This window comes from Salipiger mucosus DSM 16094, assembly GCF_000442255.1.
Classification (GTDB): domain Bacteria; phylum Pseudomonadota; class Alphaproteobacteria; order Rhodobacterales; family Rhodobacteraceae; genus Salipiger; species Salipiger mucosus.
Genome location: NZ_KE557273.1, coordinates 418,813 through 443,754 on the forward strand (window position 1 = coordinate 418,813; position 24,942 = coordinate 443,754).

Consider the following 24,942-nt stretch of genomic DNA (forward strand, 5'->3'; position numbering starts at 1 on the left):
AGGGATGCGGACAGGATTGCCGCGCTCTACAGGCCTGCCGCGAAGGACGAAATGCCACCGCCTCCTGCGGTCGGTGCCAAGCCCGCAATCCGGGGTGTATCAGCTTCCCCAGGTCCGGACTGGCCCGGAATCGATATGCGTGAAGCGTGAGCCATAGCGCCCGACACCGCCGACCTCGAGCCATTCGGCCAGTCGGGCGACCTCTTCCGGTGGAATGCCCTCGAAACGGATATCCGCCGCGCGCCGCTTCATGTGGTAGCTCGTCGATGAGGCGCCCGAGCCACGGCTTTGCAGCAAATGCGTCGTCTCCGGTGTCCGATACCCCGAAAGCAGCGTTATCTGGCCCGCATGTCCTTCTTGTTTCACGGCATTCGAAAGTGTCGCCAGGGCCCAGTAGATCCGGCGATCGATCTCCGGGGCCTCTTCGTCTCGCCAGTCCCGAAAGATCCAGTCGAGGCGGCGCAGCGCTCTGCGTTTTTCACGGCCGTCGGCCATGAACCGGAGCGCTACCTGCTCGCCGGTATGGGCATTCTTGATATCGAGATGGCTGTCCATCTGTGGGAACATCGCGTCGAGGCGTGTTCCCGACCGCGAAGGCGGGGGGAGAGGTTCGTGGCTACGAAAGCCGCACCCTGACACCAGTGGCACGCTCAGGCTTGCTCCGAGGGCGCAAAGAAGACGGCGCCGGTCGAAGCGGTTCTCGGAAACGGGTCGTTTGATCATCGGTTGCCCAACTGCTGCTCGGCCCCGTTGTCCGGGGTCTCAAGACGGGGCGATCATGTCGGCGCCCCAAGGATGAGCATGAAGTCTGCATCTGGTTGAGACAAGAAAATTGAAGCGATATCGCATGAATTCCGCCGGCGCGCGTTCTTTCGATCACTGGTCCGAAGCTGCGAACGATGGCGGACAAAAGGAATTTTCAGTGTATGCCGGGCCACGGGCTTTGTTGCGCAAAGGGCGCGAAGCCCGGACCTCCCCTTTCCCCGGAGGCACTTATCCCAGGGGCTCCGTGACAGGTATGCCGAGCGCGGTGTCGCCGTTGAGCACGGCGGCGCGGATCTGGAGTTCGGCGACCTGGCGATCGAAATCGCGAGCCATGCCCCGTCCGGCAGCACATTCGGAAAATGTGTCAGAGGAGGGCTCTGCCCCAGCAGTTTCACGCAATGCATCCGCTGCCCGGCAAGGCATTGCGCAGCAATGTCCCGAAAGGGATCGGCAGGTTCAGTGGCCCCTGCGAGCCGCGGTATGGAATGGACACGGCCAAGGTCTTCTGGCGCCGGCTCAGCGTGCTGAAATCGGGCACCGCCCAGTCGAGGCCGACGAGACGTAGATCGGAGGTGAGCCCGCGGGCGAATGAGGCAATTTCATTTTCGGCGGCCTCGACGAGCCATGCCGCTAAGTCACCCTTCTTCCCGTCGTGTACCATGGCGACGAACCGGTGGACGAGGAGGCGGGCGGCCGCCAAATTTGGAGGCGCGACTTCGCCTTGTGCGAAGAGGCAGGCGCCGGCCTTGGAAACATGATCGCCTGCCGAGATCATGAGCCGCGCGATCTTGGGCGCTTGGGGCTGCTGCCTGGACCGGTACAGTACCGCGCTTTCGGCGAGCCGCTGTCACGTCGCCAATTCGCCGAGAACCCGAAGGCTGCCACCAGAGCCGGAGGCGCGAAGCCGACGCCAGAGTTCCGTTGCCTTGCGCCACCCACTGCCGCGCCACCCGAGATAGTCAGGGGCAGGCTGTTCCGGTGCACAAGGAAGACATCGCCCCACAGGATCCGACGGACAAGGTCTCGACATCTTAATCAGGTGGCGGCTCCTTCGACCGCACGCGCGTGTGTCAGGGCCTTGTCGTCAAGCAGTTCGACCCGTCTTCGACCCCACGGGCAGCAACGGCGGTCAATCCATTTCTGATGCCATCAGTAACCTCCAGCGAACATCGCCGGAATGTAGCGTCGCGACTGTTCTCATGCGCCAGACCCAGGGCTGCGTACTTATCGATGGCTCAATAGGTTGAAGGGTTTTCCGGTCCAAATGGCACGTATGGAGCGGCTTCCAAAGACGCCGCCGTCAATCCGATCGGTGCAAGTCGAGAGAATAAAAATGAATTTATGGAACTATTTTAGAAATTAAAATGAACTTTTGTCACGTTGCGGCTGCGCCTACAGTTCCCGCAGAAACAGATCAGGCCAGCGACGAAACATGAAAGATACGGCGAATACCATGAAACTGCATCAGGCGCTGGCCAAGGCGCTCGGTGGGCACGGCACGACCCACCTTTATGGTCTGGTTGGAGATGCCAACCTGTTCATGGTCAATTCCTACGTCGAGGCCGGACTCGGGCGCTACGTCGCCTGCACCCATGAGGCGAACGCCGTCCTGGCCGCTATTGGGTTGGCCCAAGCTATGGGACAGACCGGTGTTGCCACGATCACCCATGGACCCGGGCTGACCAATGTCGTCACACCGCTCGCCGAAGCGGCCCGGGGTGGCATCCCCCTCGTCGTTCTCTGTGGCGACACTGCGCCCGGCGATCTTCAGCATCTCCAGAAGATCGATCAGCGCGAAGTGGTCGCCAGCACGGGGGGCGCCTTCATCGAGATGCGCAGCGCGGCCACCGCGATCGAGGACCTCGACCGCGCCTTCCGCATCGCCGCACACCGCCGCTGCCCGGTCGTCTTCAACATGCGTGTCGACCTGATGTGGGATGACCTTGCGACGACGTCCGGTTCCGCCCCCGTTCCCGCCTGCGCGATGGCGCCTGCCTCTGGGCACGCACTGGAAGACGCGGCCGGGATGCTGGCCTCGTCCCGGCGTCCGCTGATCCTCGCGGGCAGGGGCGCGGCGAGCCCGGAAGCGCGCTCGGCGCTGCTCGCGCTGGCCGCGCGGATCGAGGCCCCGGTCGCCACCACGCTCAAGGCGCAGGGCCTTTTCCACGGAGAGCGCTTCAACATCGGCATTTGTGGCGGGCTCAGCCACCCGGTCGCATCCGAGGTCATCATGCAGTCGGACTGCATCCTCGCCTTCGGCGTGAGCCTGAGCAAGCACACCACCGAGGAGCGTGCCTACACCAAGGGCAAGCGCGTGATCCAGGTCTTGCCCGACATCCAGGAAACGCCCCGCCTCGACACGCCGACACTGCGCCTGATCGGCGACATTGCAGGTACCGCGCGCGCGATTGAAGAGCTTCTGGACATGGCCGAGATCCCCGGATCGGGGGCCGTGGACGACGATCTCGCGGCACGTCTGGCGGCCGAGGCCGAGGCCTTCGCTGAGGTTCCCGCCGCCGCACGGACCGCCGCCGGAACCGTTGATTTCGCCCCGGCGCTACGGCGCCTGAACCAGGCCCTGCCGCGCGAGCGGGTGCTGGTCGCCGACCTGGGGCGCTTCGTGACGACGGCCTGGCGCAACCTGCCCGTCACCCGGCCCGCGGACCTCGTCTACACCTCGCATTTTGGCGCCATCGGCTGCGGCCTCGGACAAGCCATCGGCACGGCGACCGCGATCGAGGATCGCCCGACGGTGCTGGTCGCCGGGGATGGCGGGTTCACCCTTTCGGGTCTCAGCGAACTGGTCACCGCCGTGCGCGAGAAATCGGACCTTGTCGTCATCCTCTGCAACGACGGCAGCTACGGCGCGGAACATGTACAATTCACCAACAGGAAGATGAGTCCCGAGCTTTCGATGATCGCCCGGATCGACTTTGCCAGCACCTGCGCCACGCTCGGCCTTGCGACGGTGCGCGTTACCGATGACGCCAGCCTGGATGCAGCCTGCGCCGCCATCGCGGAACGCGACGGCCCCGTACTGATCGACCTGCGTATCGATCCCATGATGATCGAGATGTAGGGGCACACCGGAATCCCGCCGCCGGCGTGGCGGGTAATTTGGTCGGTCGCGGCACTTGCTACCCTGACGCCGCGACTGGTCAGGATAAGGACCCAACAGGAGACAGCTCAATGACCCTCACACGACGCAACTTCCTCAAGACCTCGGCCGGTGCCGCGGCTCTCGGCGCCATCGGCGCTCCGTCCCTTGCCCAGTCGGACACCTTCATCGTGAACATGTTCGGCGGCCGTTGGGAGAACGACTGGCGCGAGCACGTCATGCCGAAATTCGCCGAGCAGATCGGCCGCGATTTCGACCTCGACATCGGCCTCGGCATGGCCTGGATCTCGAACTTCCGCGCGGCCGGCGCGCGACAACCCCCGTTCCCGGCGGTCATGCTGAACGAGAAGTATACGGCGATGATCCGCAATGACGGCTACTTCGCCGAGCTGACGCCCGAGAAGGTGCCGAACATGGCCGACGTCATCGAGCCGGCGATCCTCAAGGGCAACACCGCCGTCACCGGCATGCTTGCGCCGCTCGTCATTGCGTATCGCACCGACCTCGTGTCCGAGCCGCCCAAGGGCTGGGCCGACCTCTGGGACGAGCGCTTCAAGGGCCAGCTGGGCCTCTACAAGATCACCAACTCGGCCGCGACCATGATGGCGATGTGGGCCGGCGAGCACTTCGGCTCGGGGCGCGACGACATCGAGACCGCCGTGGCGAAGTTCAAGGAGCTCGGCCCGTTCCCGCAGATCGGCTACTCGGCACAGCTCACGCCGCTGCTGACCCAGGGCCAGATCGCCGTGGCGCCCATCGACCTCGGCGAGGTCAAGACCATGCAGGAACAGGGGCTTCCGATCGACTACGTCGTGCCCGAGGAAGGCATGCTGGTCTTCGACCACTCCTTCTCGGTCTTCGAGAACCACCCGGACAAGCAGACCGGCTTCGACTACGTCAACTTCGTGCTCTCGCCCGAGATCCAGCTGTGGATGGCCGAGAACTGGCTCATCGCGCCGACCAACAAGACGGTCGAACTGCCCGAGGAACTCCAGAAGTGGCCGCTGCAGCCCGAGGTTGTCAGCCAGGCGATCCGCTTCGACTGGGACGAAACGCTCGCCATCATGCCGGGCCTGAACGACCTCTGGGAACGGACGATCTGAGTAATGGCGACGGTTGAAGTCAGGGATCTGCGCAAGCGGTATCAGGATTTCCTCGCGCTCGACGGGGTGTCACTGAAGGCCGAATCCGGCCAGCTGGTGACGCTCCTCGGGCCCTCGGGATGCGGCAAGAGCACCACGTTGCGGTGCCTCGCGGGCTTTCTCGAGGCGAATGGCGGGGACATCACGGTAGACGGGGAGTCGATCCTCTCGACCCCGGCCAACCGTCGCGGTTTCGGCGTGGTCTTCCAGAACTACGCCCTTTTCCCGCACATGACCGTAGCCGAGAATATCGGCTACGGCCTCAAGCTCCAGAAGCTGCCGAAGTCCGAGATCGAGACACGCGTGAAGGACGTGATGCAGCTGGTCCGGCTCGGCGGTCTCGGCGACCGGCTTCCACGCGAGATATCGGGCGGCCAGCAGCAGCGCGTGGCCCTGGCGCGAGCGCTGGTATTGAAGCCCAAGTTGCTGCTGCTCGACGAGCCGCTCGCGAATCTCGATGCGCGGCTGCGCGACGAGGTCCGCTGGCTGATCCGCGACCTGCAGCAGCAGTCCGGCATCACCGCCTTCTACGTCACTCACGACCAGTCCGAGGCGATGGCCATGTCCGACATGGTTGCGGTCATGAAGCAGGGCCGCGTGGCACAGTTCGCGACTCCGCGCGAAATCTACCAGAAGCCCGTCGAACGCTATGTCGCCGACTTCACCGGCGAGGCGAACTTCATCGCCTGCAGCTCGGTCATGTCGGTGGGCGAGGCGCGCTATGCCGTCACGGCCGCCGGCGCGTCGCTTGAAGTGGCCGGCGTGCCGGAGATCACCGGCTCGGCTGAACTGCTGTTGCGCCCGGAGGCGCTGGAACTGACCGCGCCGGCCGCGGGCACCTTCCAGGGCACCGTCACGAAATCGGCCTTTCTCGGCGCCGCTCTGCATTGCGAGATCGCACTGGCGGACGGAAGCATCCTGAAGCTGACCGCCGAGCCGAACCACCAGGTCGAGACAGGCGAAGAGGTCGGCATTGCCATCGACCACAGCCACACCTGGCTGATGCCCGAGGTCGCGCCATGAGCCTGCGAAACCCGAAACTGTTTCTCGCCATCCCGGCGATCGCGCTGATCTTCGTCTTCATGATCCTGCCGATCACCAACATGGTCGACATGAGCTTCCGCACGCCGGGGCAGTCCGATCCTTTCGGCGATGACTACACCACGATGCACTACGATCGCATCGTCGGGGACGCCTACTACTGGGGGGTTCTGCTGCGCTCGCTGCTGACGGCGGGGGCGGTGACCCTGCTCTGTCTCCTGGTCAGCTACCCCATCGCCTGGCACATGTCGAAGGCGAAGGGCATGAAGGCGGTGTTCCTCTATGCCTGCATCGCCTCGCCTCTGATGACCGGCGTGCTGGTGCGCAACTTCGGCTGGATGATCGCCGCGGCCTTGAACGGGCCGCTCAACGAATTCCTGCTCGGGCTCGGCATCATCCAGCAGCCGTTGCGGCTGCTGTTCACCCAGGGGCTGGTGATCCTCGCGCTGGTGCACGTCTTCGTGCCCTTCATGGTGCTGCCCATCAACAACGCCCTGCGCAACATCTCTCCGACGCTGATCGAGGCCTCCACCTCGATGGGCGCCACCCGCCGGCAGGTGTTCCGCGACATCATCCTTCCGCTGAGCTTTCCCGGGATCTACCCCGGCATGATCCTCGTCTACGTGCTGGCCGTGGCGGCCTACGTCACCCCGGCGCTGCTGGGCGGGCAGATGGTCAGCTACATGCCGACGCTCATCATCGGCGAACTCACGGGCACGTTCCAGTGGCCCTTCGGCTCGGCGCTCGCCATCGTGCTGTCGGTCTCCACCATCCTCGTCGTGGGGCTGTTCACGGCACTGACCGCGCGCCTCATGGAAAGGTCCAAGGCATGAGCGAAGCAACCTCCGCCTTCTCCAACCAGCGTGCGGTGAACATCGGTTTCGGTGTGCTGATCGTGCTGCTCTACGTCTTCCTGATGGCGCCGCTGGTGATGATCGTCGGTGCGTCCTTCACCAACGGTCTTCTCATCGAGTTCCCGCCGCAGGGCCTGTCGCTGCGCTGGTATGTCGAGTTCTTCGACCGGCAGGACCTGGTCGACGGCCTGCTCCTGTCGCTGCGCATCGGTGCCGTCACGGCGATCGTGACCATGACCGTCGCGATGATGGCGGCCATGGCGGGGCAGGTGATCAGCGGACGGCTCTCGGGCTGGTTCCAGCTCGGCATGACCCTGCCGCTGCTCGTGCCCGAGCTGCTGACCGCGGTGGGCCTGCTGTTCTTCCTCTACAAGATCCAGCTGGCCAAGACGGTCATGGGTCTGCAGATGGGGCACATCCTGATGTCCTTCCCCTACGCCTACGTCTCCATCGCGGCCGCGATGCGGCAGGTGCCTGCCTCGCTCGAGGAAGCCTCGGCCAGCATGGGGGCCACCGGGTGGCAGACCTTTCGGCTGGTGATCCTGCCGCTGGTGATGCCCGGGCTGGCGATGGGCGGCATCTTCGCCTTCATCAACAGCTTCGACCTCTACACCATCTCGCTGCTGCTCAAGCCGCTCGGGGGCAACACCCTGCCGCTCGCGCTGTTCGACTTCCTGACCTACGAGTTCAAGCCCACGGCGGCGGCCGCCGCGACGCTGTCGATCCTGTTGTCCATCCTCGGCGTGGCGCTCGTGCAGAAACTCGTCGGCCTGCAGCGCGCCTTCTGATCGGACCCGACCATGACCCAGGGAGACACCTCCATGCCCGATGTGTCGGCCAGGCCCCGCCTGCTTTATCAGCTCGCCAGCCCCCTGCACCGCACCGCAGGCGACAAGACAGTCCGGCGACGGCTGGACATGCTTCGGAACTGGGCACCTTCGGCGCAGGTCGAGATCGCCTCGCCGGAGGAGGGCCCCAGCGCGATCGAGAGTGCGGCCGACGCGGCGATGGTCTTCCCGGCGCTGCGCGAGGCGGCGACGGGCTGGGCCAAGAGCCATGACGCGGTGCTCATCGGCTGTTTCAGCGATCCGGCCGTCGAAGCCCTGACCGAGATGTCCGGCATCCCGGTGATCGGCCCGGGCGAGGCGGGCATGCTGGCGGCGGTGCAACTGGGCGAGCGGTTCTCGGTGCTCTCCAGCGATCCGACCCCGCCGGGCCTGCGCAGGCGCATCCGCGGCATCGGCATCGAGGGCAGCTTCGTTTCCGAGGTCATGGTGGGCGGCTCGGTCGCGGATCTCAACCGCGACCCGGATCGGCATCTGCCCGCCATCGTCGCGCAGGCGCGCGACTGCGTGGCGCAAGGCGCCGATGTGCTGGTGCTGGGATGCTTTGCGCTGTCCTTCATCCCCGGCCTGCCCGAAAAGCTGACAGCGGCGGTCGGCGTGCCGATCGTCAACCCGGTGATCGCCGGTCTCAAGGCTGCAGAAGCGGCCGTTCTCTACCGTGCGGGCCTGCCGCGCGGCGTTCAAGATACAATGATCCGGAGTGCGGAATGACTTCCTCTGACACCACCGCCCCGGCTCGGGACGATCCGTTCCCGAGCCTTGTCGAAGCGGCCCGTTTCCAGCGCCGTCGGCGCATCCCGATCCCGGATTTCGCCTATCCCGACGGTGTGAAGATCGCGGTGAACTTCACCCTCGATTTCGACGCCATGCTGTTGCGCCGCCTGCTGAACGAGCCCTGGGGGCAGAAGGCAAAGGGCGAGTTCGGAGGTCGCGTCGGCGTCTGGCGCATCATGGAGATGTTCGACGAGGAGGACGTGAAGGTCACGCTCTTCACCCCCGGTCGCATCTGCGAACTCTACCCCGAGGTGCTGAAAGAGGTGGTCCGGAACGGCCACGAACTGGCCGACCACATGTGGGAGCACGAGGTCTACTCCGATCCCGTGGTCGAGGAGGCGCACCTGACCCGCACGCTGGCCGCGCTGAGCGCCGTGCAGGGCAAGCCGATCACCGGCACCCGCTCCAGCCACACGCCCGGCCTGCTCAAATCCAAGGGCGTGGTCTACAACTCCTTCACCTCGGCCCATGACATGCCGTTCTACGAACTGGACAAGGACGGCGAGAACCCGATCCTGCAGCTGCCCTTTCACTACGCGCTCGACGACGCGATGTTCTTCAGCTTCGGCTGGCTCGACACGCCCAACGACGCGCAGCGTGTGATGGACGTGGACGAGGTGTTCGAGATCTGGTGGGCCGCCTTTCTCCAGCAATACAAGTCGGGCGGTTACGTCAACTTCCTGCTGCACCCCTTCGTGTCGGGCCATGCCATGCGGGTCGACATGATCCAGCGACTGATCCAGCGGATGAAGACGCTGCCGGGCGTCTGGTTCCCTACCTGCGATGAGCTCGCCCAGCACATCCTCGCGAACCACCCGCTGCCGGTCTCGGAGTAACGCCATGCCCTGGAAAGATTTCTACACCACCTCCGACGAGATCGGCATCCGCGATTCCGAAATCGTCTGGCCCGCCGGTCAGCAGATGGCGCTTGGCCTGACGGTGAACCTCAATCCCGCAGGCACAGGCAAGGGCATCACCGCCAAGGACCTTGCCTGCCCGACCTGGCATTACGGGCTGAACGAAGGGCTGGAACGCTTCCTGTCGCTGTTTCGCGAGCTGGGCATCCGTGCCACCTTCGCCACGCCCGCGGTGATCGCCGAAAGCTATCCCGACCTGATCGACGGCATTCTGGCCGATGGTCACGAGATCGCGGCGCAGGGGCTCTACGGGGAAGATCCCGCGCTGCTGGCATCCGGCGTCGAAGCCGAGCACATGGATCGTGCTGCCGAGGTTTTGACCCGCGTGACCGGCGCCGCGCCGAAGGGCTGGTTCGCCCTGTCGCGCCCCGACGACCGTGCCGCCACCGGCTGCGCCACGGACGAGACCATCGCCCTGCTGAAGACACGCGGGTATACCTATTTCGGCAACGGTCTGGCGGATGACGCGCCCTATTACTGGGTATCCGACGAGCAGAAGGGCGAGGCGCTGCTGGCGCTGCCCTATTACTATCACTTCGACGATACTTTCTTCCTGATGTTCCCGCGCGAGGGCACGGGGCTCGAACGTCCGCAGGCGCTGCTCAACAACTGGCGGGCGGAGTTTCGGGCACAGTATCGCCGTGGCCGCTATTTCAACCTCTGCGTCTCGCCGGCACGCTCGGGATGGGGGCACCGCTTCGACAATCTCGCCACCGTGCTGCGCGAGGCGATGGCGCACCCGGGCGTCTGGGCCGCCACCGGCGCCGAGATCGCCGCGCACTGGCAGGCGAAGCATCCTGTCGAGACCGGCCTGAAGCTCGCCCCGAGCATCTGGCAGGACTACGAAGACAGTCTGAGCTGAGCCATGGATAGCGAAGACATCCTCGAGGGCCTGATGGCCTGGGTCGAGATCGACACCCCCACCGGCGACGTCGCAGGCATCGGCAGGCTGGTCGACTTGATCCAGTCGCAGCTGGAACCGCTTGGCTGCGACATCGAACGCATCCCGGGCCGTGACGGCATGGGCGACCACCTGGTCGCCCGGTTCAAGGGCGGTGACGGGCCGGGCGTGTTGGTCACGTCTCACATCGATACGGTCTGCGCCCCCGGCGCGGTCGAGATCCGCCGTGACGGGGACCGGCAATACGGGCCGGGCATCGCCGACATGAAGGGCGGCGGCTATCTCGCCCTCTGCGCCATGCGCGAGATCGTGGCCTCGGGCACCCCGCTTCCCGGCCCAGTGACGCTGATCTACAACTCGGACGAGGAGATCGGCTCGCCGACCTCGCACGAGCTGATCCAGGTCGAGGCCCGCAGGATGGGCGCGGCGCTGATCCCCGAGCCGGCGCGCGGCGACGAGACGATCACCTTCCGCAAGGGCCGCGCCAAGTACACGCTCGATTTCCACGGCGTCGAGAGCCACGCCGGGTCGGCCTTTGCCGACGGGCGCTCGGCGATCCTCCAGATGGCCCGCACCATCGGCCAGCTCGAAGCGATGACCGACCTTGCGACGGAAACCACGGTCAACGTCGGCCGGGTCCGAGGCGGCACCGAACCCAACGTGGTCGCCGGCCACGCCGCCTGCGACATCGACGTGCGCTTTGCGGACGATGCGCTTGGGCACGCCGTGGAAGACGGGCTGAAGGCGCTGAACTCAAACGACCCCGATGTGAAAATCACCCTTTCGGGCGAGATCGAGAAACCGAGCCTTGCCCGCACGCCGGAAACCCTCGCGATGTTTGCCCGCGCGGGAGAGATCAACGCCGCGCTCGGTGCGGAGATGATCGAGACCCGTTCCGGCGGCGGCAGCGACGGCAACTTCACCTGCGCTGCCGGCGTGCCGACCCTCGACGGCCTCGGCGCCGTCGGAAACAACTGGCATTCGCCGCAGGAACATATCCTCGTCTCGCCGCTGGCCCGCCGCATGGCGCTGCTGCGCGAGCTTATCCTGACCTACGCGGGCACCCGCCCCACCGGAGAGACCCAATGAAGCCCAGCTTCGGACAGACCCGTTCCGACATCCGCCGCAACCACGCGCTGCTGACCCCGGATAGCCACGAGTGGATCACCCAGCCCGATTGGCCGGGCGCAGAGATCGCCTTCCTCATCAGCCCCGACATGGGCGCGAAATTCGCCATGGGCCTGGTGCGTTCGGCGCAGGGCCTGACGGACATCGCGCCCGCCGCCCCGGGCATCGCGCGCTTCGTCTTCGTGCTGGAGGGCGAGGCCAGCCTTTCGACCGGCAAGACCCTCGGCGCCGAGGGCTACGCCTTCCTGCCGCCCGAGACCGATGCGACCCTCAGCGGCTCCGCCGGTCTCACCTTCCTCCTGATGGAATGGCGCTTCGTGCCGCGCGGCGAGATCCCCGGGCCGGTCTTCGGCAAGGTCGCCGACATCGAGGGCACGCCCCTGCGCGGCGACGACTGGCTGATGGTGCAGAAGATGCTGCCCACCGACGCCGGCTTTGATGCCGAGGTCAACATCATGAACTTCCACCCCGGCGCATCGCTCGCCTACGTGGAGACGCATTTCATGGAGCATGGCTTGCTGATGCTCGATGGTGGCGGGGTCTACCGGCTCGACGACCAGTGGTACCCGGTGGGCAAGGGCGATGCGATCTGGATGGGCCCGCACGTGCCGCAATGGTTCGGAGCGCTGGGGCGCGATACATCGCGCTACCTCATCTACAAGAACTACAACCGGTCGCCGCTGGCGACGCGATGAGGTGCATGTCCCCCGTACTGAGCGAAGAGGGTCTTGATCGTCGCCGCGAAGGCCGTGGAGGACGCTGTCGGCGTGCGCCCGGCCATCCGGCAGCACGCGACCGGCGGGCTTTCGAAGGGCAGGTCGGCAAGCTCGACGAAGGCGATCTTCTCGCGGCGGATCTGCAGGAACCGTCCGAAGACGATACCGATGCCCATGCCGCTTTCGACCATCTGCCGCAGCAGGGTGAAGCTGTTGGTGCTCATGACCTCGCGCACGGTGACATCGCTTTGCACCAGCGCATCCTCGAGCAGCTGGCGCATCGGGATCGAGTGGTCGGGAAAGATCATCTTCTCGCCGTCGATATCCGGCAGCCGGACCGAGCGCAGCCTTGCCATCGGGTGGTGCAGCGAGGTGACCACGTAGGTGCGCCGCTGGAGGGTCGCGAGGGTCTCGATCTCCTGCGTGGGCGGGAAGTTGTAGCCGAGCGCGATGTCGATTTCGCCGTCCTGCATGCGTTCGACGATCTCGCGGGTGTTCTCGACGATGATCGTGAACTTGAGGCCAGGGTGGTTGTAGCTCATGTCGCGCAGGATGCCGGGCAGAAGATCCGAGGCCAGGACCTCGTTGACGCCAAGCCGCAGGTGCCCGCGCTGCAGCCCCTGAAGCTGGTCGATCTCGTCCTGCGCGATGGTCAACTCGTTGACCACCGAGGCGCAGCGGAACAGCAGGATTTCCCCAGCCTCGGTGACTTCCAGGCCGGCGCGGCCGCGATCACGGCGAAACAGTTCGACATCGAGCGCGAGCTCGAGGTTCTTGATCTGCTTGCTGACCGCCGAGGGGGCAACGTGCAGCTTTTCGGCCGCCGCGCGAAACGAACCGAGCTGGGCGACTTCGATGAAATGCCGCAAGCCGGGCAGTCGCCCGAGGATTTTGCTCGGTGGCATCGGAGGGCCCCTCGATCGAACATTCTCACGTCAAGGAGCGCATCATAGATGGACCGGAACGGCATTCAAGAAGGCAGTGCCCAGAGTGACGCCGTCGGCGAACTGGCCGAGATGCTCGGTCCCAGGGGGATCCTCACGTCACCGCAGGATTGCGCGCGCTACGCCTCGGACCAGTCCGGCCTTTCCGGCGTTCTGCCGCTGGCCGTGCTGCGCCCCGCCACCACGGAAGAGGTCTCGCACATCCTGAGGATCTGCAGTCGCCATCATGTCGGCGTCGTGCCGCAGGGCGGGCGCACCGGCCTCTCCGGCGGCGCCTGCAGCCCGGATGGGGTTGTCGTGCTCTCGACAGAGCGAATGTCCGGTATCCTCGAGGTCGATCCCGAGGCGATGACCCTCACGACCTGGGCGGGCACGCCGCTCGAGACGGTCCAGGAGGCCGCGCGGGCGGCCGGGCTGCAATATCCGGTCGATATCGGGGCGCGCGGCACGGCCACCATCGGCGGCACCATCGCCACGAACGCGGGCGGTATCCGCGTTTTGCAGCATGGCATGACGCGGGCCAGCGTTCTGGGGCTAGAGGCGGTGCTGGCTGACGGCTCCGTGGTGTCCCGGCTCGGCAAGACCGTGAAGGACAACTCCGGCTTCGACCTCAAGCAGCTCTTCATCGGGTCCGAGGGGACCCTGGGGATTGTGACGCGGGCGGTGTTGCAGCTGTGCCGTCATGCCCCGCAGACCGCGCTTGCCCTCTTTGCGCTGCCGGATCACGCTGCCGCGCTGAAGTGCCTCGCGGCGGCACGCCAGAGATTCGGGGCCCGCATCATGGCCTTTGAAGGGATGTGGCCCGACTACTGGGACTTTGTCTGTCACGAGACCTCGCTGGCAGCCGCGCCGGTGGCAGGGCGGCATGGCTTCTACCTGCTGATCGAGATCGAGGCCGGGTCCGGCGGCAGCGAGGAAGAACTCGAGGCCTTCTTCGCGGAGCTCTTCGAAGCCGAAGTGGTCGAAGACGGGGTTCTGGCCAAGTCGCTTGGCGAAATGCAGGCCCTTTGGCGGGTGCGTGAGGCGGTGGGCGAGATCGACGAGGACTTCGGGCCCCACATCAACTTCGACATCGGCGTGTCGCCCTCCGAGCTTGGCCGGTTTTGCGATGCCGCCGATGCGCTCATGGCCGACATGCCGGAGGTCCGTGGCGCGCTCAAGGTCGGACACGTCGGCGATGGCAATGTCCATTTGATCGTGGCTCACGATGGCAGTGCCGTCGCCGAAGAGCGCATCGAGGTCGTCATTTACGGTCTGTTGCGAGAGTGGGACGGTGCGGTGACGGCCGAGCACGGAATCGGCCGCGTCAAGGCGCGCTGGATCGCGCACAGCCGTACGCCGGAGGAACTCGCGCTGATGCGCCGTCTCAAGGCCCAGTTGGACCCGCTCGGACTTCTCAATCCCGGCGCAGTGCTTTCGGCCGCGGACTGATGAACAATAGTGCCGCTTCGTCGACAATGTAGATAGGCCTTGTTGCACATATCACTGATGGTGATCGGCTTTGTTGCGCAAAGCCCCGCCACGGCCTGCATCTTCTCGCCTCTGCGTGCGGCAAGGGTGAGCCTGTGGTCCCGCGCAAGGTCCCGCGCCACCGCGGCGGAAAGCTCGTCGACGGCCCCGATGATCACGGCCTGTTGTTCGCTCATGGTGTTTTCCTCCCTCTCGCCGGCGACTGATCTTGACCCTGATCCGTGCATGGCATAGGACGATGACCGCCGAGCGGGCGTTGTGTAATGGTAAGACCTCAGCCTTCCAAGCTGATGATACGGGTTCGATTCCCGTCGCCCGCTCCAACTTTCCCCGAGATGACGTAAGCGCGCCCTCGGCCGTCGCCCCGGTGATGGCCCCTGCGGCATCCCGCGGCTTGACGCGCGGCCTTCCTGCGCCCAAAACCCCTGTCGCAGAAAGAGGAGGGGGCATGGCCCACGGAAACCCGGCTGCCGATGCGCGGGAGGATCGGCAGAAGTCGCGCAAACTCGGCTCGCTTGGCGCGCTCTGGCCCTTCGTGCGGCCCTACCGCGGGCTCATGGCGCTGGCGGTGCTCGCGCTGTTCGCCACCGCGGCGGTCTCGCTGACCCTGCCGCTGGCCGTTCGCCGCGTGGTCGACAACTTCAACGCCGAGGGCGGGCTGCTCGACCTCTACTTCTCCGCCGCGCTGGGCATCGCCGCGCTGCTCGCGCTCGGCACCGCGCTACGCTACGCGCTGGTCACCCGGCTGGGCGAGCGCGTGGTGGCCGACATCCGAAAGTCCGTCTTCGACCGTGTCATCGGCCTCTCGCCGGTCTTCTACGAGAAGATCATGACCGGCGAGGTCCTGAGCCGCATCACCACCGATACCACGCTGATCCAGTCGGTCATCGGCTCCTCGGTCTCGATCGCGTTGCGCAACCTGCTGCTTTTCGTGGGCGGGCTCGGGCTCATGCTCTTCACCTCGCCCAAGCTGACCGGCATGGTGCTGCTCATCGTGCCGGTGGTCGTGGTGCCGATCCTCACGCTGGGCCGCCGCCTGCGCACGCTCAGCCGCGAGAACCAGGACTGGATCGCCGCCTCCTCGGGCAACGCGGCCGAGGCGCTGACGGCGGTGCAGACGGTGCAGGCCTTCACCCACGAGACGATCTCGCGCAGCGCCTTCGCCGATGTGACGGAAAAGAGCTTCGACGCCGCCCGGCGCCGTCTCTGGACCCGCGCCCTGATGACGGCCATCGTGATCTTCCTGGTCTTCACCGGCATCGTCGGCGTGCTCTGGATGGGCGCCTGGGACGTGCGCGCCGGCGAGATGAGCGCCGGGGCCCTCGTGCAGTTCGTGATCTACTCTGTCATGGTCGCGGGCGCCGTGGCGGCGCTCTCCGAGATCTTCGGCGAGCTGCAGCGCGCCGCCGGCGCCACCGAGCGCCTGGTCGAGCTGCTCCAGGCCGAGGACAGCATCCGCGACCCCGCGCAGCCCGTGGCCCCGCCCGCCCCCGCGCGCGGCGAGATCTCCTTCGAGGGCGTACGCTTCTCCTATCCCTCGCGCCCGGGCGTGGCGGCGCTGGACGGCATCGACCTCGACATCCGCCCGGGCGAGACGGTGGCGCTGGTCGGCCCGTCGGGCGCCGGCAAGACGACCATCGTGCAGCTCATCCAGCGCTTTTACGACCCCGACGCGGGCACCGTGCGCCTCGACGGGGTGGCGCTGCCCGACATGGCGCGCGACGCCTTCCGCCGGCAGATCGCGCTGGTGCCGCAGGACCCGGTGATCTTCGCCGCCTCGGCGCGCGAAAACATCCGCTTCGGCCGCCCCGACGCCAGCGATACCGAGATCGAGGCCGCCGCCCGCGCCGCCGCCGCGCACGAGTTCATCGAGAAGCTGCCCGAGGGCTACGACACCTGGCTGGGCGAACGCGGGGTGATGCTGTCCGGCGGGCAGAAGCAACGCGTGGCCATCGCCCGCGCGATCCTGCGCGACGCGCCCGTGCTGCTGCTGGACGAGGCGACCTCGGCGCTCGACGCCGAGAGCGAGCGTGCGGTGCAGCGCGCCGTCGACGTGCTGGCCGAGGGGCGCACGACGATCATCGTCGCGCACCGGCTGGCCACGGTGAAGAAGGCCGACCGCATCGTCGTGATGGAGCAGGGCCGCATCGTCGCCCAGGGAGGCCACGACGCGCTGGTGGCCGAGGGCGGCCTCTACGCGCGTCTCGCCCGCCTGCAGTTCACCGACGGCATGGCGGCGGAGTAGGGGCGGACGTGTGCCGGCCCGGCGGGCCTCGCCCTTGATTCCGGGCCGGGGCCTGCGCCCCGGGCATTACCCGCCAGCGCCTCCGGCACGATCAGACGCGTGTCGTAGCCGATCAGCCCCGCGATCGCCCGCAGGTCGGCCCGCGCGAAGGCGACGCATCCGGCGGTGGGATAGCCCGGCGCCCGCCACTGGTGCAGGAAGATCGCAGACCCGCGCCCGCGCTCGGCATAGGGCCAGTTCCAGTCCGTCAGCAGCACGAGATCGTAGAGCGGGTCCGCCCGCCGCAGGTGCTCGTGGCTGTGAGGGTAGGGCGCGCGGACCATCAGGTTGTAGTCCTCGTGTCCCGCGTCATCCGACCACAGGTCGCCCGGGCGGATCGGCACCGCCCAGTCCACGGGCCGCGCCAGCCGGTCGGGGCGGTAGAGGCAGCCGACGATCCGGTGCACGCCCACAGGCGTCGCCCCGTCGCCCTCGCGCTTGTCCGCGCGCACGCCGCCGCGCCCGATGGCGCAGGGCCAGAGCCGGCCTGCAAAGCGCAGCCCGGCGCGTGTCAGCACCATGTCGCCCGGCTCGCGGCCACGAGCGCCGCGCTTCCCTCCCGCGTGCAGGGGGAGGCTCCGGGGACGGGGCGAGGCATGGACGCTGCGTTCACAGCAGGTGTCCCGACTTGGCAGCCTTCACCGCGAGGTAGGCCGCGTTGTGCGAGGTCTCGCCCACCTTCAGCGGCACCCGTTCCGTCACCTCGATCCCGCAGCGCTCCATCATGGCGATCTTCGCCGGATTGTTGGTCAGCAGCCGCACCGCGCCGAAGCCCATGCGCCGCAGGATCTCGGCCCCCAGCCGGAAATCGCGCTCGTCGTCCTCGAAGCCCAGCCGGTGGTTGGCCTCCACCGTGTCGAAGCCCTGGTCCTGCAGCGCATAGGCGCGCATCTTGTTGGCCAGCCCGATGCCCCGGCCCTCCTGGTTGAGGTAGAGCAGCACCCCCGCGCCCTCCTGGCCCATCTGCGCCAGCGCCGCGTTCAGCTGCGGGCCGCAGTCGCACTTGAGCGAGCCCAGCAGGTCACCGGTGAAACAGGCCGAGTGCAGCCGCGCCAGCACCGGCGCGTGGCGGTCCGGGCGGCCGATCTCGACGGCGTAGTGCTCCTCCGAGCCATCCTCGGGCCGGAAGATGTGCAGCCGGGCCTGTTCCGCCGCGCGCAGCGGCACGCGGGCCGAGACGACGTGATCCAGGGCCGCCAGCGTCAGCATGTGCGGTGCGGCGACGTCGGCGTCGATCAGCGTCAGCGTCTCGCGCGGGGCCAGCCCCTCGGGATACTCAAGCGGAAGGACCACGGCCGCCGGCAGCATGCGTGCGGACTTGCACAGCGTCACCGCCAGCCGCTGCAGCGAGGCATCGCCCCCGCGCCGCGTTTCGAGCGGGCCCTTCATCGGCATGGTCAGGTCGTCCTTGGGGTCGGCGAGCCCCTGCACCCAGGCGGCATCGGCCCCCGCGGGCAGCACCACGCGCGCCACTTCGCCGTCGTAGGCGCGCGCCTTCAGCGTCTCGGCCCGCCGCGCCGTCAGCACGAGGTCGGGCGCGCCCATCGCCTGGACGGCCGCCAGCCGCCGGGGCTCCAGCACCTCGGCCGCCAGCACCAGCGCCCCGCCGGCGGCGCCCTGCAGCACCACCGGCACGCCCATGCGCAGGTCGGCGCGGGCGCGGGCCAGCAGTTCGGCAAGATCGGGAGCAAGCGGCATGACGGGTTCCGGGTGCGATGGCCGCCGGAGAATAGCGACGCAACCTTGTAACAAAAGCCCGCGACGGACACGAGGGCGTGAAAGCGATGCAGTAAAACTTGCCCGCGTGCAACCGTGCTCACATTTCAGCGTTCAGGACCAAAGGAGATGAAAATGGCCCAGATCAAGAACATCCTGCTCGTTGATGACGACGACGACCTGCGCGAGGCGCTGGCCGAGCAGCTCGTCATGACCGAGGACTTCGAGGTGTTCGAGGCCGAGAGCGGCGCCGCCGCCATGAGCCGGGTCAAGGAGCAGATCCACGACCTGATCATCCTCGACGTCGGCCTGCCCGACACCGACGGCCGCGAGCTGTGCAAGCTGATGCGCAAGCAGGGCGTCAAGTCGCCCATCGTCATGCTCACCGGCCACGACACCGACGCCGACACGATCCTGGGCCTTGATTCCGGCGCCAACGACTATGTCGCCAAGCCCTTCAAGTTCCCGGTGCTGCTTGCCCGCCTGCGCGCCCAGCTGCGCCAGCACGAACAGTCCGAGGACGCGGTCTTCGCCGTCGGCCCCTATTCCTTCAAGCCCGCCATGAAGATGCTGGTGACCGAGGACGACCGCAAGATCCGCCTGACGGAGAAGGAAACCAACATCCTGAAGTTCCTCTACCGCTCGACAGAGGGCGTCGTGCCGCGCGACGTGCTGCTGCACGAGGTCTGGGGGTACAACGCCGGCGTGACGACTCACACGCTGGAAACGCACATCTACAGGTTGCGTCAGAAGATCGAGCCGGATCCGTCGAACGCCCGGATTCTGGTGACGGAGTCGGGCGGCTACCGCCTTGTTGCCTGATTTTCAATCCATTTCCGGCGAGGTGTTGCAAATCTGCCCGACCCGCGAAGAAGGCGCAGATTGACCGAGATCAACGCTGTAAATTGAGCTATCCTCTACTTAGATACTCCTGAGTTCCCGTTGCATGTGCGGGTCATCACATGCACCTCCCTGTTGGACCTGGCCGGGCTTTGTGCCCGGCCTTTTTTTGTCCGCACCGCTCGGCAGGGCCTTGATGCACGCTTAGGTTGATCCACTCGCCTGCGCCAGGCAGGCGCAGCGACGGGCCGGGACGCCGTGCGCAGGGGCCTGTCCCTCGCGCGCGCGGCATGATAGGCGACCTGCCATGTTTCCGATCTCGACTCATCAGGCCCTGCCGGACGTCCCCCGCCGGCTTCAGCACCCCTACGACAACCTGCCGGTGCTGGACTGGTGGAAGTACGACTACGACCACGTCTACGTCGTGCTGAACCCCTTCTTCCGCGTCCCGGGCTACAGCCCCGAGACCGCCGCCTACGGCCCGGTGCGCCTCGCGTTGCCGGTCTCCGAACTCGAGGAGCTGCTCGAGGAGGGCGTGCCGCTGCGCGACAACGAGGCGCCCGACGGGTTCGAGGAGACCATCAAGGGCACCGGCCAGCCCGTGCGCTGGGCCGACGTGGCCGCCTCCATCGGGGCGATGGACTTCCCGGCCTTCGCGCGGACCCTGTGGCTGTCTATTATCGCGGGCGATCCCGACGAGATGGACCTCGACATGCTCGACCGGCTCGACGCCTACTGCCGCGAGACGGCGCTCTACACCCCCGAGGAGGACGTGCTGCCACCGGTGCTCGAGCCCGTGCTGGGCCGCTACCTGGCAGGCATGGGCCTTGACGAGGTGACACTCTGGAGCGAGGGGCGCGAAAGCTCGCGCGACTGCGCGGTCTCGGCCTTCGGGCGCGACGCGCCGCCTGTGGTGCTGCCGGGCCAGAAGCTCTCGGCGATCTCGGCGCCCGGCATGATGCTCACCTGGGCCTACGACGACGTGGCGGGCCTGCTGGCGCTGACCGACGAGATGCGCCAGCGCATCGACCCGTCCGAGCATTTCGAGGGCTTCTGGGCCGCCGCCGACACCACCTCGGTCGTCTTTGCCCCCGAGGATGCGCCGGCCCCCGAACGCCGCAACTGAAAACGCCCCGGCGCAGGGCCGGGGCGTTTCCTCCGTTCCGTCAGGTGCGATCCTTCGGCGAAGGATCGCAGTCGCGGCCTCAGTCGGCCGCTTCTTCCTGCTTCTTCTCTTTCGACAGCTCTTCGCCGGTCTCCTGGTCGACCATCTTCATCGCCAGGCGCACCTTGCCGCGGTCGTCGAAGCCAAGCAGCTTGACCCAGACTTCCTGGCCTTCCTTCAGAACGTCCGAAGGATGGTTCAGGCGGCGGTTCTCGATCTGGCTGACGTGCACGAGGCCGTCGCGCTTGCCGAAGAAGTTCACGAAGGCGCCGAAGTCGACGATCTTCACGACCTTGCCCTTGTAGACCTTGCCCTCTTCCGGCTCCGCCACGATCGAGTGGATCATGTCGTAGGCCTTCTGGATGGCTTCGCCGTTGGGCGAGGCGATCTTGACGATGCCCTCGTCGTTGATGTCGACCTTGGCGCCCGACACTTCGACGATCTCGCGGATCACCTTGCCGCCCGAGCCGATCACTTCGCGGATCTTGTCCGTCGGGATCTGCATGGTCTCGATGCGCGGCGCGTGGACCGAGAACTCACCGGCTTCGCTGAGCGCCTTGCCCATCTCGCCGAGGATGTGCATCCGGCCGTCCTTGGCCTGGGCCAGGGCCTGCTTCATGATCTCGGGCGTGATGCCGGCGACCTTGATGTCCATCTGCAGCGAGGTGATGCCGGCTTCGGTGCCGGCGACCTTGAAGTCCATGTCGCCGAGGTGGTCCTCGTCGCCAAGGATGTCGGTCAGCACGGCCCAGTCGCCGTCATCTTCCAGCACGAGGCCCATGGCCACGCCCGCGACCGGCGCCTTGAGCGGCACGCCCGCGTCCATCATCGACAGCGAACCGCCGCAGACCGAGGCCATCGAGGACGAGCCGTTCGACTCGGTGATCTCGGAGACCACGCGGATGGTGTAGGGGAAGTCGGTCGCCGCCGGCAGCACCGCCTGAAGCGCGCGCCATGCCAGCTTGCCGTGACCGATCTCGCGGCGGCCCGGAGGACCCACGCGACCCGCTTCACCGACCGAGTAGGGCGGGAAGTTGTAGTGCAGCAGGAAGTTCGAGCGGTAGTTGCCGTGCAGCGCGTCGATGATCTGCTCGTCGTCGCCGGTGCCCAGCGTGGTCACGACCATCGCCTGCGTTTCGCCGCGGGTGAAGAGCGACGAGCCGTGGGTGCGCGGCAGGACGCCGGTTTCCGACACGATCGGACGCACCTGGTCCAGCGCGCGGCCGTCGATGCGGCGCTTGTTCTTCACCACGTCGGACCGCAGCACGACGGACTCGAGCTTCTTGATCGCCGAGCCGAGGTTCGCGTCGGCCAGCTGCTCTTCCGAGAGCTGCCCCTTGATCTCTTCCTTGACGGCGGCGACGGCGGAGGTGCGCTCCTGCTTGTCGCTGATCGCGTAGGCGGCGCGCATCTTGTCCTCGCCGAGGCCCTTCACGGTCTCGTAGAGGTCCGCGTAGTCCGGCGGCTGGAAGTCGAAGGGTTCCTTCGCGGCGTCCTCGGCCAGGCTCACGATGAGGTCGACGACCGGCTGGATCTGCTCGTGCGCGAAGGTCACGGCGCCCAGCATCTCGTCTTCCGTCAGCTCGTAGGCTTCGGATTCGACCATCATCACGGCGTCGCGGGTGCCCGCGACCACGAGGTCGAGCCGCTGGTCGGGGTTGTTGCGCAGGTCGTGCATGTCCTCGACATCGGGGTTGAGGACGTATTCACCGTCCTCGTAGCCCACGCGGCAGCCTGCGATCGGGCCCATGAAGGGCACGCCCGAGACGGTCAGCGCGGCCGAGGCGGCGATCATCGCGACGATGTCGGGATCGTTGACGAGGTCGTGGCTCAGCACGGTGCACATCACCAGCACTTCGTTCTTGAAGCCGGGGACGAACAGCGGGCGGATCGGACGGTCGATCAGGCGTGCGGTCAGCGTTTCCTTCTCGGTCGGCCGAGCTTCACGCTTGAAGAAGCCGCCGGGCACCTTGCCCGCGGCGTAGTATTTTTCCTGGTAGTGGACGGTCAGCGGAAAGAAGTCCTGACCCTCCTTCGCCTGCTTGGCGAAGGTGACGTTGGCCATGACGGTGGTTTCGCCCAGCGTGGCGATGACCGACCCGTCGGCCTGACGGGCAACCTTGCCCGTTTCCAGCGTGAGGGTGTCTTCCCCCCACTGCATCGATTTCTTCGTCTCTTTGAACATTTTCGTATCCTGTAAGGGAGCGCTCGCGGGCCCTCCCGCGTCTCCCGGTGTCGTGGCGGCCCCATTGCCGCCGCCCCCTTATCCTCTTGCACGCGCCCGGGGGCTGAAGGCGTCACGTCTCAGATGTGGGCGCGCATACAGCAGAATGCCGGTTTTGGAAAGCTTGGAATTCGGATCGGACACCGCAGCGTGAGGCTCGGGGCGCCTGCCGAAGACGCCTTTGCGGGCTGCCGGGGGCACCATTCCCGGGGTTCTGGCACGCCGGGCTTGCGTTGCGCCAAGAGGCGCGGCTAGCCTCCGAGTCAGGGATGCAGGTTTATTTCAGGTAGGTTTTCGATGCAGTGCTTTGCCCCGCGCCCCGCGCTTTCTCTCCTCGCTCTCGCCGCTGCCCTCGGCGTATCGAACCCCGCCGTCGCGTCGACGCTTCAGCCGGCGCCCGTCCTCAACTCGACGCTCACGGTCGAGGTCTCGCATGTCGGCAACGTCCGTGGCGAGGGCGGCAGCAGCAACATCGCCGAGCCGGTGGCCGTAGGCGACGATCTCTACGTGGTCGACCAGGGGGCGCGAACCATCTCGATCGCCGGAAGCGATGGCATGCGCAGCGTGCTGGACGAGTCCTCTCTGCCCGCTGGTGTCAGCCTTGAGGGCGGGACCGGGATCGTCAACATCGCGGGCGAGGGCGACCGGGTCTACGTCGGGATGTATTCCTCGACCCTGCCCACCGGCTTCGACACGCCGGCTGCCCTGCCGGACGATCCCAGCTACAGCACCGGCCAGCCAAGGTTCGACCTCGTCTATGCCTACGACCGCGCCGCCGACGGCTCGCTCGTAAATCCTGTGCCGGTCACGGCTTTCGAGGCGACGACCGGGGGCCATCGCGGTGGAGGCATGCTGGTGCTGCCGAACGGGGACCTGCTCTACGCCCGCGGCGACAACCTCAGCCAGCACTACGACGGTCTCTCTGCGCCGCAGGATCCCGGCTCGACCCTGTCGAAGCTGCTGGTGATCGACGGCGAGACCGGCGCCGTCGAGGTCGCCGCCATGGGCATCCGCAACGTCCAGCACATGACCTATGCCGACGACACGCGCGAGCGCATCGTCTTTTCCGACATCGGCTGGACCGTCGCCGAGGAAATCAACGCGATCGCCGTGTCAGACCTGACCGACACCGCCACGGTCGAGAACTTCGGCTGGGGGCGCAACGCCGACGGTTTTGCACGCGAGGGGTCGTTCTACGTCAGTGAAGGCCCCGAATCCGAGGCCGAGGTGGTGGGCATCGCCCCGCCCGGCGAAGTGGGCTTCCACCAGCCCTTCGCCCAGTTCGGCCGCGAGGACCGGGACGACTTCTTCGCGGTCAGCGGCCCCGTCACGTCCGCCTCGTCCTTCAGCGACATCGGGATGCTCTTCGGCAACCTGGTCGAGGGCGATCTCTATGCGACCCTGGCCGGGGCCGAGGGGACCCTGAACGACGTCTATTCCGTCGCCCTGGTCGACGGGACCGGCGCGGAGACGACCCTTCAGGCGCTGCTGGGCCGCAGCCGCATCGACCTGCGCTTCTTCAATTTCGCGGACGGCAGCGCCGGCCTCATGTCCGAACGCAGCGGAGACATCTTTCGACTGTCCGAGATCATCGTCCCCGTGCCGCTGCCGGCGGGCGGGGTGCTGCTGCTGGGGGCGCTCGCGGGCCTTCTTGGGACCCGGCGCCGCGCCCGCCGGGCGCAGGTGGCGCCCTGAAACGCGAAACGCCCGCTCGGATCGAGCGGGCGTTTGCGAATTCCGTGCCAGGCTGGGCTCAGCGGCGGATGCCGAGGCGCTTGATGAGTTCGCGGTAGCGATCCTCTTCCTTGCCCTTCAGGTAGTCGAGCAGCTTGCGGCGCTGGGCCACCAGCTTCAGAAGGCCACGACGCGAGTGGTTGTCCTTCTTGTGGGTCTTGAAGTGCTCGGTCAGCGTCGCGATGCGGCTGGTCAGGATGGCCACCTGGACCTCGGGCGAACCGGTGTCGCCGTCCTTGGTGGCATATTCCTTCATCAGGCGGGTCTTTTCTTCGGCGGTGATCGACATCGGGGTCTCCTTCGTGGGTTGGTGTGGATGGCGCAGGCCGGGATGTCGTCCAGCTCAGGCCCTTGGAGAGGCCGC

At 66.8% G+C, this 24,942-nt stretch carries 20 protein-coding genes, 1 tRNA gene and 3 pseudogenes; 16 read left to right on the forward strand and 8 right to left on the reverse strand.

What is annotated here, in order from left to right; translation table 11 throughout:
* Positions 1-99: 99 nt before the first annotated feature.
* From SALMUC_RS02120 to SALMUC_RS30890, 3 genes and pseudogenes are all read right to left on the reverse strand, one after another.
* On the reverse strand, positions 100-555 hold the full coding sequence (locus tag SALMUC_RS02120; RefSeq protein WP_020040784.1) for a YcbK family protein: 456 nt from the start codon (positions 553-555) through the stop codon (positions 100-102).
* A 438-nt stretch (positions 556-993) separates the two neighbouring features.
* Positions 994-1,104, reverse strand: a pseudogene (locus tag SALMUC_RS30885) (IS5/IS1182 family transposase); the annotation flags it as partial.
* A gap of 106 nt (positions 1,105-1,210) precedes the next feature.
* Positions 1,211-1,330, reverse strand: a pseudogene (locus tag SALMUC_RS30890) (transposase); the annotation flags it as partial.
* 888 nt (positions 1,331-2,218) lie between these two features.
* On the opposite strand from SALMUC_RS30890, the gene SALMUC_RS02135 reads away from it, so the two are divergent.
* The 10 genes from SALMUC_RS02135 (at position 2,219) to allE (ending at position 12,180) form a co-directional block, all read left to right on the forward strand.
* Positions 2,219-3,844, forward strand: coding sequence for a thiamine pyrophosphate-binding protein (locus SALMUC_RS02135; protein ID WP_020040782.1), 1,626 nt, complete (start codon positions 2,219-2,221; stop codon positions 3,842-3,844).
* A 110-nt stretch (positions 3,845-3,954) separates the two neighbouring features.
* On the forward strand, positions 3,955-4,986 hold the full coding sequence (locus SALMUC_RS02140) for an ABC transporter substrate-binding protein (RefSeq protein WP_021119726.1): 1,032 nt from the start codon (positions 3,955-3,957) through the stop codon (positions 4,984-4,986).
* Positions 4,987-4,989: 3 nt separating this feature from the next.
* Positions 4,990-6,048 carry an ABC transporter ATP-binding protein gene (locus SALMUC_RS02145; RefSeq protein ID WP_020040781.1) on the forward strand — a complete coding sequence of 353 codons (1,059 nt, stop codon included), beginning with the start codon at positions 4,990-4,992 and terminating at the stop codon, positions 6,046-6,048.
* Positions 6,045-6,899 (forward strand): ABC transporter permease, encoded by an 855-nt coding sequence (locus SALMUC_RS02150; RefSeq protein WP_020040780.1) that lies wholly within the window; start codon positions 6,045-6,047, stop codon positions 6,897-6,899. The genes SALMUC_RS02145 and SALMUC_RS02150 overlap by 4 nt, the downstream gene beginning before the upstream one ends.
* Positions 6,896-7,708 (forward strand): ABC transporter permease, encoded by an 813-nt coding sequence (locus tag SALMUC_RS02155; protein WP_020040779.1) that lies wholly within the window; start codon positions 6,896-6,898, stop codon positions 7,706-7,708. The genes SALMUC_RS02150 and SALMUC_RS02155 overlap by 4 nt, the downstream gene beginning before the upstream one ends.
* 12 nt (positions 7,709-7,720) lie before the next feature.
* Positions 7,721-8,476, forward strand: coding sequence for an aspartate/glutamate racemase family protein (locus SALMUC_RS02160; protein ID WP_245584651.1), 756 nt, complete (start codon positions 7,721-7,723; stop codon positions 8,474-8,476).
* Positions 8,473-9,375: a polysaccharide deacetylase family protein gene (locus tag SALMUC_RS02165; RefSeq protein WP_020040777.1), complete on the forward strand. Its 903-nt coding sequence runs from the start codon at positions 8,473-8,475 to the stop codon at positions 9,373-9,375. The genes SALMUC_RS02160 and SALMUC_RS02165 overlap by 4 nt, the downstream gene beginning before the upstream one ends.
* A 4-nt stretch (positions 9,376-9,379) precedes the next feature.
* Positions 9,380-10,318 (forward strand): polysaccharide deacetylase family protein, encoded by a 939-nt coding sequence (locus SALMUC_RS02170; protein ID WP_020040776.1) that lies wholly within the window; start codon positions 9,380-9,382, stop codon positions 10,316-10,318.
* 3 nt (positions 10,319-10,321) lie between these two features.
* Complete coding sequence (locus SALMUC_RS02175; protein WP_020040775.1) at positions 10,322-11,446, forward strand: M20 family metallopeptidase; 1,125 nt, start codon at positions 10,322-10,324, stop codon at positions 11,444-11,446.
* Positions 11,443-12,180: a (S)-ureidoglycine aminohydrolase gene (gene allE / locus SALMUC_RS02180; protein ID WP_020040774.1), complete on the forward strand. Its 738-nt coding sequence runs from the start codon at positions 11,443-11,445 to the stop codon at positions 12,178-12,180. The genes SALMUC_RS02175 and allE overlap by 4 nt, the downstream gene beginning before the upstream one ends.
* On the opposite strand, the gene SALMUC_RS02185 is transcribed toward allE, so the two are convergent.
* On the reverse strand, positions 12,150-13,106 hold the full coding sequence (locus SALMUC_RS02185; RefSeq protein WP_051155860.1) for a LysR family transcriptional regulator: 957 nt from the start codon (positions 13,104-13,106) through the stop codon (positions 12,150-12,152). The genes allE and SALMUC_RS02185 overlap by 31 nt on opposite strands.
* A gap of 48 nt (positions 13,107-13,154) precedes the next feature.
* On the opposite strand from SALMUC_RS02185, the gene SALMUC_RS02190 reads away from it, so the two are divergent.
* The 3 genes from SALMUC_RS02190 (at position 13,155) to SALMUC_RS02200 (ending at position 16,860) form a co-directional block, all read left to right on the forward strand.
* On the forward strand, positions 13,155-14,576 hold the full coding sequence (locus SALMUC_RS02190) for an FAD-binding oxidoreductase (RefSeq protein ID WP_020040772.1): 1,422 nt from the start codon (positions 13,155-13,157) through the stop codon (positions 14,574-14,576).
* Between the two features lie 288 nt (positions 14,577-14,864).
* A tRNA-Gly gene (locus SALMUC_RS02195) sits at positions 14,865-14,938 on the forward strand.
* A 125-nt stretch (positions 14,939-15,063) separates the two neighbouring features.
* Positions 15,064-16,860, forward strand: a complete 1,797-nt coding sequence (locus tag SALMUC_RS02200) for an ABC transporter transmembrane domain-containing protein (protein WP_020040771.1) — start codon at positions 15,064-15,066, stop codon at positions 16,858-16,860.
* 83 nt (positions 16,861-16,943) lie between these two features.
* Here the strand turns inward: SALMUC_RS02200 and SALMUC_RS02205 are convergent.
* Together SALMUC_RS02205 and ribA are read right to left on the reverse strand one after the other, a co-directional pair.
* Positions 16,944-17,420: pseudogene (locus SALMUC_RS02205) on the reverse strand (L,D-transpeptidase family protein); the annotation flags it as partial.
* Positions 17,421-17,508: 88 nt separating this feature from the next.
* Positions 17,509-18,597 (reverse strand): GTP cyclohydrolase II, encoded by a 1,089-nt coding sequence (gene ribA / locus SALMUC_RS02210; protein WP_020040769.1) that lies wholly within the window; start codon positions 18,595-18,597, stop codon positions 17,509-17,511.
* 153 nt (positions 18,598-18,750) lie between these two features.
* Here ribA and SALMUC_RS02215 point away from each other — a divergent pair, with 153 nt between their 5' ends.
* Both SALMUC_RS02215 and SALMUC_RS02220 read left to right on the forward strand, forming a co-directional pair.
* Positions 18,751-19,437, forward strand: a complete 687-nt coding sequence (locus tag SALMUC_RS02215) for a response regulator transcription factor (RefSeq protein ID WP_020040768.1) — start codon at positions 18,751-18,753, stop codon at positions 19,435-19,437.
* Positions 19,438-19,762: 325 nt separating this feature from the next.
* Entirely contained in the window at positions 19,763-20,581 is an 819-nt protein-coding gene (locus SALMUC_RS02220) for a hypothetical protein (RefSeq protein ID WP_020040767.1), read from the forward strand.
* A 79-nt stretch (positions 20,582-20,660) separates the two neighbouring features.
* Here SALMUC_RS02220 and pnp read toward each other — a convergent pair whose 3' ends face one another.
* Positions 20,661-22,805, reverse strand: a complete 2,145-nt coding sequence (pnp, locus tag SALMUC_RS02225) for a polyribonucleotide nucleotidyltransferase (protein WP_020040766.1) — start codon at positions 22,803-22,805, stop codon at positions 20,661-20,663.
* 336 nt (positions 22,806-23,141) lie between these two features.
* Between pnp and SALMUC_RS02230 the strand changes: the two genes are divergently transcribed.
* On the forward strand, positions 23,142-24,539 hold the full coding sequence (locus tag SALMUC_RS02230) for a PQQ-dependent sugar dehydrogenase family protein (protein ID WP_020040765.1): 1,398 nt from the start codon (positions 23,142-23,144) through the stop codon (positions 24,537-24,539).
* Positions 24,540-24,597: 58 nt separating this feature from the next.
* On the opposite strand, the gene rpsO is transcribed toward SALMUC_RS02230, so the two are convergent.
* Positions 24,598-24,867 carry a 30S ribosomal protein S15 gene (gene rpsO / locus SALMUC_RS02235; RefSeq protein WP_020040764.1) on the reverse strand — a complete coding sequence of 90 codons (270 nt, stop codon included), beginning with the start codon at positions 24,865-24,867 and terminating at the stop codon, positions 24,598-24,600.
* Between the last annotated feature and the right edge of the window lie 75 nt (positions 24,868-24,942).

What these genes read in the sequence shown, in the direction of transcription:
- SALMUC_RS02165 (WP_020040777.1), top strand. Translation starts at nt 8,473, where the DNA reads ATGACTTCCTCTGACACCACCGCCCCGGCTCGGGACGATCCGTTCCCG.
- SALMUC_RS02160 (WP_245584651.1), top strand. Translation starts at nt 7,721, where the DNA reads ATGACCCAGGGAGACACCTCCATGCCCGATGTGTCGGCCAGGCCCCGC.
- SALMUC_RS02150 (WP_020040780.1), top strand. Translation starts at nt 6,045, where the DNA reads ATGAGCCTGCGAAACCCGAAACTGTTTCTCGCCATCCCGGCGATCGCG.
- SALMUC_RS02175 (WP_020040775.1), top strand. Translation starts at nt 10,322, where the DNA reads ATGGATAGCGAAGACATCCTCGAGGGCCTGATGGCCTGGGTCGAGATC.
- pnp (WP_020040766.1), bottom strand. Translation starts at nt 22,805, where the DNA reads ATGTTCAAAGAGACGAAGAAATCGATGCAGTGGGGGGAAGACACCCTC.
- SALMUC_RS02120 (WP_020040784.1), bottom strand. Translation starts at nt 555, where the DNA reads ATGGACAGCCATCTCGATATCAAGAATGCCCATACCGGCGAGCAGGTA.
- SALMUC_RS02145 (WP_020040781.1), top strand. Translation starts at nt 4,990, where the DNA reads ATGGCGACGGTTGAAGTCAGGGATCTGCGCAAGCGGTATCAGGATTTC.
- allE (WP_020040774.1), top strand. Translation starts at nt 11,443, where the DNA reads ATGAAGCCCAGCTTCGGACAGACCCGTTCCGACATCCGCCGCAACCAC.
- SALMUC_RS02170 (WP_020040776.1), top strand. Translation starts at nt 9,380, where the DNA reads ATGCCCTGGAAAGATTTCTACACCACCTCCGACGAGATCGGCATCCGC.
- SALMUC_RS02155 (WP_020040779.1), top strand. Translation starts at nt 6,896, where the DNA reads ATGAGCGAAGCAACCTCCGCCTTCTCCAACCAGCGTGCGGTGAACATC.
- ribA (WP_020040769.1), bottom strand. Translation starts at nt 18,597, where the DNA reads ATGCCGCTTGCTCCCGATCTTGCCGAACTGCTGGCCCGCGCCCGCGCC.
- SALMUC_RS02220 (WP_020040767.1), top strand. Translation starts at nt 19,763, where the DNA reads ATGTTTCCGATCTCGACTCATCAGGCCCTGCCGGACGTCCCCCGCCGG.
- SALMUC_RS02135 (WP_020040782.1), top strand. Translation starts at nt 2,219, where the DNA reads ATGAAACTGCATCAGGCGCTGGCCAAGGCGCTCGGTGGGCACGGCACG.
- SALMUC_RS02140 (WP_021119726.1), top strand. Translation starts at nt 3,955, where the DNA reads ATGACCCTCACACGACGCAACTTCCTCAAGACCTCGGCCGGTGCCGCG.
- SALMUC_RS02185 (WP_051155860.1), bottom strand. Translation starts at nt 13,106, where the DNA reads ATGCCACCGAGCAAAATCCTCGGGCGACTGCCCGGCTTGCGGCATTTC.
- rpsO (WP_020040764.1), bottom strand. Translation starts at nt 24,867, where the DNA reads ATGTCGATCACCGCCGAAGAAAAGACCCGCCTGATGAAGGAATATGCC.
- SALMUC_RS02190 (WP_020040772.1), top strand. Translation starts at nt 13,155, where the DNA reads ATGGACCGGAACGGCATTCAAGAAGGCAGTGCCCAGAGTGACGCCGTC.
- SALMUC_RS02230 (WP_020040765.1), top strand. Translation starts at nt 23,142, where the DNA reads ATGCAGTGCTTTGCCCCGCGCCCCGCGCTTTCTCTCCTCGCTCTCGCC.
- SALMUC_RS02215 (WP_020040768.1), top strand. Translation starts at nt 18,751, where the DNA reads ATGGCCCAGATCAAGAACATCCTGCTCGTTGATGACGACGACGACCTG.
- SALMUC_RS02200 (WP_020040771.1), top strand. Translation starts at nt 15,064, where the DNA reads ATGGCCCACGGAAACCCGGCTGCCGATGCGCGGGAGGATCGGCAGAAG.